This window comes from Pseudoalteromonas aliena (genome assembly GCF_038155085.1).
Taxonomy (GTDB): Bacteria; Pseudomonadota; Gammaproteobacteria; order Enterobacterales; family Alteromonadaceae; genus Pseudoalteromonas; species Pseudoalteromonas aliena_A.
This window is the reverse complement of the sequence record NZ_JBAKAU010000018.1, coordinates 63658-73337: the sequence shown is the minus strand read 5'-3', so window position 1 is coordinate 73337 and position 9680 is coordinate 63658. Positions and strand designations below refer to the sequence as shown.

Below are 9680 nucleotides of genomic sequence, written 5' to 3'. Positions count from 1 at the left end.
CTCGTCGGGCTCATAACCCGAAGGTCGTCGGTTCAAATCCGGCTCCCGCAACCAACTGAAATAAATTTTAGAATAAATCGACACTCTATATGAGTGTTTTTTTATGCCTGAAATTTGATGAGTATGGTGATTTAGCTTATAGGTTAAAGATCATCTTCACTGCATGAGGCATTCACTTCTCATAAGTGCAAGCTCTCGCCCCCTGAGATACACTTCAAAAATGTTATAAACTTCTTAAAATAAATCGTTATTACTTAAAACTTTATATTGTTTGTGTTAAAACAGCACAAATATTTTTAGGCTGTTACACATGACTGAACTTTACCATTGGTTTGATTTAATAGGCATTGCTGTGTTTGCTATTACGGGCACTTTAGTTGCGCACGAAAAGAAAATGGATGGCTTTGGTGTTGTGGTATTGGCAACTGTCACAGCGATTGGTGGTGGTACAGTGCGCGATGTTATTTTGGATGTTCCCGTATTTTGGCTTCATGACCAAAGTTACTTTTATGCCATTTTAGCCGCAGTCTTGATCACTACTCGACTTATCAATAAGCAAAAGTCGATTCCGCATTATACTTTACAAATTGCAGATGCATTTGGTTTGGCTTTTTTTGCTGTAATGGGCACTCAAAAAGCATTACTAGCGGGCATGCCACATATGACCGCTATTATTATGGGGGTTATCACGGGCTGTTTTGGCGGTATGATCCGCGATGTATTGGCACGCGAAATTCCAATGCTGCTAAAAGGTGAACTATACGCTATTACCTGTATAGCGGGCGGGATTGTTTATACACTCGGGGTTTACTTTGATTTGGTAACTGAACTTGCGATGGTTTTAGCGATGTTAACCACGTTATTGCTACGTATTGCCGCTATTAAATGGCAAATCACAGTACACGTTTTCAAATATCCTGACTAAACTGGTGTAATCACACCATTTACTAGGATAAGGAATGTCGTTAGCTCGCATATATTCTCGTGCTCAAGTAGGCATTAATGCCCCCGAAGTTATCGTAGAAGTTCACCTTGGGAATGGTTTACCTGCTTTTCATATTGTTGGCCTCCCAGAAGCATCCGTTAAAGAGTCTAAAGATAGGGTGCGCAGTGCACTTGAGAACTCTCAATTTGGCTTTCCTGATCAGCGAATTACTGTAAATTTGGCGCCTGCCGATTTACCTAAAGATGGCGGCCGCTTTGATTTAGCTATTGCAGTAGGTATTTTAGTGGCCTCTGGTCAGATTGTTTGCCCTGACATTCATAAGTATGAGTTTTATGGCGAGCTTGCGCTTAACGGTGAAGTGCGTGGTGTTAATGCTATCTTGCCCTCTGTGCTTGCTGCAAAAGAGCAAGATCGTTGCTGCTTTTTACCTTTTGCCAACGATAGCCTCGCGAGTCTAGTTAATGGTGTAAAACGTAAAGCTGTTAGCTCTTTGCAAGAGGTGTGGGGGGATTTACTTAATCAGCAACCTTTACCACTAAATATAGAATATCCCGATTGCACACAAGCTCCCGACTTTTTACTCGATTTAAGTGATGTTAAAGGTCAGCCCGGTGCAAAGCGAGTATTAGAAATAGCTGCAGCAGGCGGGCATAATTTATTATTTTTAGGACCTCCAGGTACTGGTAAGTCAATGCTTGCTCAGCGAATGGCGACCATAATGCCAACCATGTCGGATGATGAAGCAATATCAACCGCTGCTCTTTATTCTATTATTGGTCAATCTATCGATTTAAATAATTGGCGACAGCGACCATTTCGTAACCCGCATCACACGTGTTCGGCAGTTGCTTTGGTTGGTGGCTCTTCAAACCCTAAACCGGGTGAAATTTCACTGGCACATAATGGTGTGCTCTTTTTAGATGAGTTGCCTGAATTTGAGCGTAAGGTGCTTGATTCACTCCGTGAGCCTATGGAGACAGGCTCAGTGGTAATCTCGCGTGCAGCAAGGCAAATGGAGTTTCCTGCCCAATTTCAGCTAATAGCTGCATTAAACCCAAGCCCTACAGGGTGTCATAATGATAAGCGTGCGACACCTGATCAAGTTATGCGTTATTTATCACGAGTATCAGGGCCTTTTATAGACCGCATAGACTTACAAATAGAACTACCTCGCCTAACAAGTGTTGAGCTACAAAGCACTCAGCCAGAAGAAAGCAGCGCACAAGTTAGAGCGCGAGTAGAGGCGGCTTACAGTGTGCAATTAAAACGCCAAGGCAAAGTAAATGCGCGGCTTAATAATAAGGAAATGAATATACATTGCGCTCTTGCGCCAGCTGAATTGCAGTTTTTGGCAAGAGCGAGTGAGAAGTTGTCGTTATCGCCGCGCTCGTATCATAGGGTAATAAAAGTGGCGCGTACGATTAGTGATTTAAAAGGGGCTGAAAACATTAGTTTAGAAGAGCTAAAAGAAGCGCTAAATTATCGCGCTTTTGAACGATTACTAGCACAGTTAGCTAAATAGCCTGAGCTACTTTTAAGATAAATTTATTACCCAGAGTCAGGTTATATACTACATATTTTACAGTGAAAGCATGTAGCCTTTGCCGCGTACGGTAACAATGCGTTTTTGATCTTTTTCATCGTTAAGCTTTTTGCGCAAACGACCTATTAAAACATCAACGGTACGATCGTTTGGGCTCCAGTCGGGCTGGCCAATTTCTTCAGAGATTTTTTCACGCGAGGTGGCTTTACCTGCATTGCTAATTAAGCAAATAAGCACCTTATGTTCGGCTTCGGTTAAGCGTGATTCAACGCCCGTAGCAGTAATTAATGTGCGGTTATCAGGGTGGAGCTTAAAGTCAGCATATTCTATAAACTCTTCGCTTTCGTCGTCTTCTAGGTTAACAGCAACACGCTTATAGAGCGCGCGCATGCGAAGCTCTAACTCAAGTAAATCGACGGGTTTGCATATGTAGTCATCGGCACCTTGGGCAAGCCCAGCAATACGATCTGCTTGCGAGTCTCTACTTGATAAAACAATAACGCCAATATCAGTGAGTGTATTTAGCTCTTTAGCAAGTTGAAGGCCGTCGCGCTTTGGTAAAACAATATCAATTATGGCTAACGAAAAAGCGCTACGCAGGTTTACCCGTTGCCTTACAATACTAAGCGCATCGGCACCGGTGGGATCAACCTCAATTGTAAACTCAGTTTCTGCGAAGTGATTTTGGATGCGTTTAACGAGTAGCTCGTCATCTTCAACCAATAAAACGTTAATAGCCATAGTACTTTATTTTGAGTGTTTGTAGCTCTGTATGGTAGCACCATTAACTAAATGCTGAGAAGGGGGTTTGTCAGTTTTAGGTAACTTAATATTTCAAAGGCATAGAGGGTGTTACGTAAGGATTAAATTAGCACCTTTAAACTAATTAAAAGGTGCTAAACATTTTAAATAACTTATAAATTAGTCTTTTGAGTACATTGAATCCCACCATTGTGGTTCGTCTTTTAGCTTTTTATCAAAATAGGCTAGCATAGTATTCCACCAGTCAAATCGCTTATCGCGAGCAAAAATTTGATGGTTAGCGGCTTTGTACTCAATAAGCTCTACATCCTTATTTAAAAGCTTTAAGGCAGTATACATAGTTAAGCTTTCGCCAACCGGTACGTTAGTGTCGCTGTCGCCGTGAAGAAGTAACATAGGAGTTGTTACTTTATCCGCATGAAACACTGGGCTGTGATCGCTGTAAAGTTTAGCGTTATTCCAAGGAAAGCTATTTTTAGAGGCCTCGCCTGAGTATAAGTATCCCCACCAACCTTCGCCCCAATATGAGGTTAAGTTTGAAATACCTGCATGAGCAATCGATGCGCTAAACATATCAGTTTTAGTTGCAAGCAGCATAGTCATAAAGCCACCGTAAGACGCGCCTAAATTACCAACTTTATTGCTATCTACATATTGGTATTTATTTAAAAATGCATGTGTGCCTTCAATAATATCGTTAGCTGTATAGTCACCCCATGCATTTACATGTTGGGCTGAAAACTTTTGTCCAAATCCAGTTGCGCCTGTAGGTTGTACTACATATACAACGTAACCATTTGCAGCCCACAAGTTAAATGGGTAGCGCCCCGTAAAACCACGAGTAACAGGTGATGTGCCGCCGTAATAATAAACGAGTGCAGGGTGTTTTTTTGTTTTATCTAAATTACTAGGTATATAAACACGGCCAGTTATTTCTACGCCATCTTTATTAGTAAAGTTAAACTCTTCAAGGCTCGGTATTTGTGTATTTGCATACGCAAGTGGTTTTGAATCCCAGATAAGCTCTGCTTTATTTTTGCTTATATTTAAACGTTTAAGCTGCTGTGGTGATGAAGCCGTTGTGCCGCTTAAAAGTACTTCTGAATTTCTATCGTGTGAGTAGCTAAATTGTTCAACTATATCTAGCCCTGTATTTAGCTTTTTAAAACTCTGTTTACTTAAATCAAATAAATAAAGAGGCTGAGTGTCTTGCTCGGTGACTTTTATAAGTGCATCGCCGTTATCAAGTACATTAAGCTGGCCAATAGCAGGATTAAATTGTTTGCTGAGTGCTTTTACATTTTTACCATTATCGGTAAGTAAATAAAGTTGGCCATCGTAATTATTGGCAAGCATATTTTTAGGTAAGGCGCGGCCAGCGCCATTTTTAAAGTCTGGACCAGCGACTACATATACATCTTTATTTACGTATTTAGCTTGGTTAAATGTTTTAAACTTGCCAAGAGAGCTTAATTTGTTTGATTTTATATCAAGCTCAACAAGCTCTGTTTCTGGGTGTGTTGATGCTTGCATAGCCATAACGGGGTGACTCATTAAAACTTTACCACGATTGCTATTTATATCTTCAAGGTTATACGAAATAGGCCCTTGGCTTAGTGCTTTAATTAAGCGGCTTTTAGTATCAAGCATATAAACATGGCTTTTTGTGCGTGCGTAGGACCAACGATCTTGCAGGCCTTTATAATGCTTGGTTAAGCTGTTGCTTTCGTCGGCAGATTTAGACCAGCTAAAAACAATGCTGAGAGTGTTATAAAAGGTAAAGCCACTGGCTCCCTCTAAATCCTCAGCAAGAGTTTTTATAGAGAGGTTGTTACGGTTTAATTGCTTAAGCTCGCCATTTAATAAATACACTAAATATTGGTTATCTGGGCTCCAAATAATATTACTGGGCTGGCCTGATTCAAATCGATAAAGCGTTTCGTTATTGTCGTTTTTAAGCTCGGTAATTGTATTCGCTTGATTTGCGGTATTATCACTGTAAGTGCGTGTTACTGTAATATAGTGCTTAGCATTAGGCGCCATTGATAGGCTGCTAATAGTCGGCGCATCGAATAACTGTTTTGCAGATAAGCGCTTTTGCTGTGATGTACTAAGCGTAATTTTGTCGATATCAGTTTTTGGTGCAAAGTCGAGACTCACTTCGTTCCAGTTAGCAACTTGCTGCGCTACTAAAATGGCAGTATGAGAGCCGTTGGTGAGCGTAAGTTTATAGCTGTTTTTATCGCCTTTTTGTAGTTCACCATTAATAAATAGTTGGCCTTGTTCTAACCCTTTTAAGGTAAGAGTACCTTGGCTAAAGCGGGTGGTTTCAATATTAAATTTAAGCGCTTGTAAGCCACCTAAAGTGAGTGCATTTATTTTATTAAATGGCTGCCAACTCTGCTTTTTACCAAATACCGACAAACTAGTTGAATTAGCTTGCAACTGTGGCAGTAAATTATTAACGATAGCGTTGCCGTGTGGCGTTTGAAAAGGCTTTAATTGCATATCTTCGGCAAGTGGGCCTATAAATTGTATTTTTGATTTATCGAGCGCAGCAGCATTTACCGTAAAGCTCAAACTACTCAACGTAATTATGCTAGCAGCTTGTTTTAATAATTTATTTTGTTTGTACCAATATGAGCTAAATTTCATGTTTGTGCCTATTATTATTTGGTAATTTGGCCAAATATAGCATGTATTGTTACCATGCTCATACGTTCAACACATCGGAGAAAAAGTGACCTTACTGATTATTTATATGGTAGCTGCCATAGTTATTTCGTTTTTGTGCTCGGTTATGGAAGCTGTATTACTAAGTATTTCGCCAAGTTATGTGGCTTTACTTCGTAAAAATCAGCCCGCGCTTGCTAAGCGGCTTGAAAAACTTAAAAGTAATATAGATCAGCCATTAGCTGCAATTTTAACGCTTAATACGGTAGCGCATACTGCTGGTGCTGCTGGTGTGGGCGCACAAGCGGCAGTTGTTTTCTCTGATGCCGCAGTCGGTATTGCCTCAGCCATAATGACTTTACTTGTGTTAGTGCTTTCTGAAATTATACCCAAAACATTGGGCGCTAATTATTGGCGAGCATTAACACCTAGCGTTACTTACTCTTTGCGCTTTTTAGTTATTTTACTAAAACCTTTTGTATGGTGTGCTCAAAAATTAACTAATTTAATGGGCTCTAAGCACGATGAAGCGTATTACATTCGTCAAGAAATAGAAGCCATGGCAGATATTGGTACAGAGTCGGGGGCGCTTCACGAGGATGAATCTGAAATTATTCGTAATTTACTGCACTTTAGGCATGCTAAATTATGCGATTTAATGACGCCGCGAACCGTACTTTTCAAAATACATAAAGATTTAACTGTAAACCAATATTTAAATGAGCATGGTTCATCGTCTTTTTCTCGTATATTAGTATTTGATAAAGACGCTGACGACATTATAGGGTTTGTGCATAAAAACGATATTATGCTCGCGCATCATCGATTAGGTACTGACTGCAAAATAAGTAAATTAGTTAAACCTATTCATACTGTGCCTGAGGGGCATAATGTATCGTCTTTATTGCAAACATTGCTTACACAGCGCACACATATTTGCTTAATTGTAGATGAGTATGGCGATGTACAAGGCATCGTTACCCTTGAAGATATGATTGAAGCATTAATGGGGCTCGAGATTGTTGATGAGCGAGACCAATCAACTAATATGCGCATGGTTGCTAAGCAGCGTTGGCGCCAACGCTTAGCAAGCAGTGGCCATATAGTCAGTGATGAAGATAAACAGACCGGAGGCGATAACTAATCGCTCGGGTGTTTAATATTTTAAATTATGGGTGTGGCGTTTCAGTCCATTTTTTTGCCCACAATATAAACTCTTCTTTAGGTTTGGGGCAGCTGAATAAAAAGCCTTGAATAGCTAAATTCCTGCGGTAGTGCTTTAAATAAGCTAGCTCTTCAGGGCGCTCAACACCTTCGGCAACTAAATCTAAATGCTCACCGCTAGTGATATTAATTAAAGAGCTAACAACTACCTGAGAAAAAAGGTCAGTCTCTATGTTGCTAATGAGTGAACGGTCTATTTTTATTTCAGTAAAAGGAAGGTTCCGAAGCTGCTCCATATTAGTAAAACCAACTCCAAAGTCATCTAGCGATAAGCCAAAACCATGCATTCTTAATCTATTTAGTGTTTCTAATTGCATGAGACTCGAGAGCGCATGTTGTTCTGTTATTTCTATAATTATATTACTAGGCGTGAGTCGGTTTAGTTCTAAAATAAGTAGTAACTTATTAGGGCAGCTTAGGTCATCGAGCTGGGTTGGCGATAAGTTAAAGGCCATTTTAAAATCATGACCTAGTTGTGCTTTCATATTTTTGAATTCGCTGGTGGCCTTTTCAAAAAGAGAAAATGTAATTTGATTAATTAAGTTGTGTTGTTCGGCAGTATTTATAAAACGGTTAGGTAAAATAATATTGCCGTCTTTACTTGATAAAATACGCGCTAACACTTCAACACTTTCAATTTTATTGTTATCAGTGTTTATTTTTGGTTGATAAAAAGGCGTTATTTCATCGTTTTTTAATGCATCAATAAGCTCATCTTTTGAAATAACTGGCTCTTTTAATAAAGTGTGGCTATTTAATTGCGCTACTTTAATAAGTAATCTACTAACCTGAGACAGTTGCACTGGCTTTGCAATATTACCAATGAGGTGAGCATTATGCTGTTTAGCAAGGTTTGCCGCTAGGCTTATTACTTTGTGATCCATTTCTGAAACAATAATAATACCGCCTTGATAGTTTAGCTCCCCTAAGTGGCGTATTAATTCCATGCCGTCCATCTCTGGCATGTTTAAATCAGTAAAAATTGCATCATAATAGGTTGGGTTAGTTTTTACTTTATCTAGTGCATCTCTAGCGCTTAAAGTAGTGGTGATCGTTTCAGACAGCCCTAACTCTTTAAGTATGGCTTCCATAACAATTAAAATAGCCATTGAATCATCAACTACTAAAATATTCGGCACTATTTTTTTCATTGTTATCCTTTCCAATAGTGAATTTAAAAATCTTGGTTACTGTAAAAGTAGTACCGAGTGGTGTATTTGTCAGTATTTATAATTCTATTTTATTTAAGCTAATGAGATAACCTGCGGCTTAGCCCCCTCGTGTTTTTAAGCTGGATAGGTATACTAGCGACATTGTTTTAAACGGTCATAAAGATGATAAAAATAGACTTAATGCTAGCCGAACAGCCTTTTACAATAATGTTTTCGGGGCAACAAATTGTACAAATTTTTCATAATCAACAAGCAATCTCTTTTGACAACCCACGAGAAAATTATTATCAATTTAATTTAGATAACAAGCTTATTGGGATCGACAGCACAGAGGTAAATAATCAATCAATATCGTTATTTGTTGATGATGTATTTGCTACTCAACTTGCTTTACCAGACCCAGTAAATAACACACCCAAAAAAGGTTTTTTAGGGCTGGCGGCACTAGGCTTTAAGTTATTTAAAAGTACAAAAGTAATTAAAGTAGCGTTGGCGGGAGCATCCGTTGCTGGGTATGCGTGGCTATTTAGCATTGAATTCGCGCTGATGCTTATTGCGTGTTTAGTGGTGCATGAGTATGGGCACGTAAGAGCCATGAAATACTTTGGTATAAAGACCAAAGGTATTTATCTTATTCCCTTTGTAGGCGGACTTGCTGTAAGCGACGATAAAATAACAACGCGTTGGCAAGATGTGGTTATATCACTAATGGGTCCTGCATTTGGTTTATTTACCTCAGTGCTGGGTGTGGTTTTGTATTACGCCACTGAAATGGACATATTTGCAGGTGTTGCGGTATTAAGCGCACTACTTAACTTATTTAACCTACTACCTATTTTACCGCTTGATGGCGGCCATATATTAAAAAGTATAAGTTTTTCAATGCGCTCTTGGGTAGGTTTGAGTGTGTGCTTACTCGGTGTGTTATTTGGCTTATGGCTGAGCTATACATTTGGCTTAATGTTACTGGTGTTCTTTTTGTTTGTCGGCGCACTGGAAATCGTATTTGAATGGCGCGGCCGACATTACTCGCATTTATTGCCGCTTGATAAATACGGCCAAGGTTTCTCGGCTGCTATGTACGCGATTGTAGTTGCAGGCCACGTGGCAGTGATGATGCACTTTGCAGACTCTAAAAACCCAATACTTAGTTTACCGATGACGATTTTGTCGAGCTAACAAAAGCAGCATGGTAGATCAAAGATTGCTCACCATGCTGTTTTTTTTGCACGCTACTTTTTAAGGTTTGTGTGGATTTGTTGTTTAGAAAGAAAGCTGTCGCTCAGTAAAGAGGGCGTTTGAAAAGGGAAATTACCATTGCTCAACTCCTCTGAATAAAACTAACCGTGTTTATTTTAGT

The 9680-nt window shown here is 39.5% G+C and carries 7 protein-coding genes; 4 read left to right on the top strand and 3 right to left on the bottom strand.

What is annotated here, in order from left to right; translation table 11 throughout:
- Positions 1–310: 310 nt before the first annotated feature.
- On the top strand, positions 311–925 hold the full coding sequence (locus V6260_RS15360; RefSeq protein WP_138681107.1) for a trimeric intracellular cation channel family protein: 615 nt from the start codon (positions 311–313) through the stop codon (positions 923–925).
- Between the two features lie 34 nt (positions 926–959).
- Positions 960–2468 carry a YifB family Mg chelatase-like AAA ATPase gene (locus tag V6260_RS15355; protein ID WP_211019107.1) on the top strand — a complete coding sequence of 503 codons (1509 nt, stop codon included), beginning with the start codon at positions 960–962 and terminating at the stop codon, positions 2466–2468.
- A 57-nt stretch (positions 2469–2525) separates the two neighbouring features.
- On the opposite strand, the gene V6260_RS15350 is transcribed toward V6260_RS15355, so the two are convergent.
- Together V6260_RS15350 and V6260_RS15345 are read right to left on the bottom strand one after the other, a co-directional pair.
- Complete coding sequence (locus tag V6260_RS15350; protein WP_341594991.1) at positions 2526–3230, bottom strand: response regulator transcription factor; 705 nt, start codon at positions 3228–3230, stop codon at positions 2526–2528.
- 180 nt (positions 3231–3410) lie between these two features.
- Positions 3411–5906, bottom strand: coding sequence for an alpha/beta hydrolase family protein (locus V6260_RS15345; protein WP_341594990.1), 2496 nt, complete (start codon positions 5904–5906; stop codon positions 3411–3413).
- An 85-nt stretch (positions 5907–5991) separates the two neighbouring features.
- Between V6260_RS15345 and V6260_RS15340 the strand changes: the two genes are divergently transcribed.
- Positions 5992–7068, top strand: coding sequence for a hemolysin family protein (locus V6260_RS15340; RefSeq protein WP_341594989.1), 1077 nt, complete (start codon positions 5992–5994; stop codon positions 7066–7068).
- A 25-nt stretch (positions 7069–7093) separates the two neighbouring features.
- Here the strand turns inward: V6260_RS15340 and V6260_RS15335 are convergent, their stop codons facing one another.
- Positions 7094–8299: an EAL domain-containing response regulator gene (locus V6260_RS15335; protein WP_341594988.1), complete on the bottom strand. Its 1206-nt coding sequence runs from the start codon at positions 8297–8299 to the stop codon at positions 7094–7096.
- 183 nt (positions 8300–8482) lie between these two features.
- Between V6260_RS15335 and V6260_RS15330 the strand changes: the two genes are divergently transcribed.
- Complete coding sequence (locus V6260_RS15330; RefSeq protein ID WP_341594987.1) at positions 8483–9499, top strand: site-2 protease family protein; 1017 nt, start codon at positions 8483–8485, stop codon at positions 9497–9499.
- Positions 9500–9680: the final 181 nt, after the last annotated feature.

Coding starts and splice junctions, on each gene's coding strand:
- V6260_RS15360 (WP_138681107.1), top strand. CDS start 311: ATGACTGAACTTTACCATTGGTTTGATTTAATAGGCATTGCTGTGTTT.
- V6260_RS15355 (WP_211019107.1), top strand. CDS start 960: ATGTCGTTAGCTCGCATATATTCTCGTGCTCAAGTAGGCATTAATGCC.
- V6260_RS15350 (WP_341594991.1), bottom strand. CDS start 3,230: ATGGCTATTAACGTTTTATTGGTTGAAGATGACGAGCTACTCGTTAAA.
- V6260_RS15345 (WP_341594990.1), bottom strand. CDS start 5,906: ATGAAATTTAGCTCATATTGGTACAAACAAAATAAATTATTAAAACAA.
- V6260_RS15335 (WP_341594988.1), bottom strand. CDS start 8,299: ATGAAAAAAATAGTGCCGAATATTTTAGTAGTTGATGATTCAATGGCT.
- V6260_RS15330 (WP_341594987.1), top strand. CDS start 8,483: ATGATAAAAATAGACTTAATGCTAGCCGAACAGCCTTTTACAATAATG.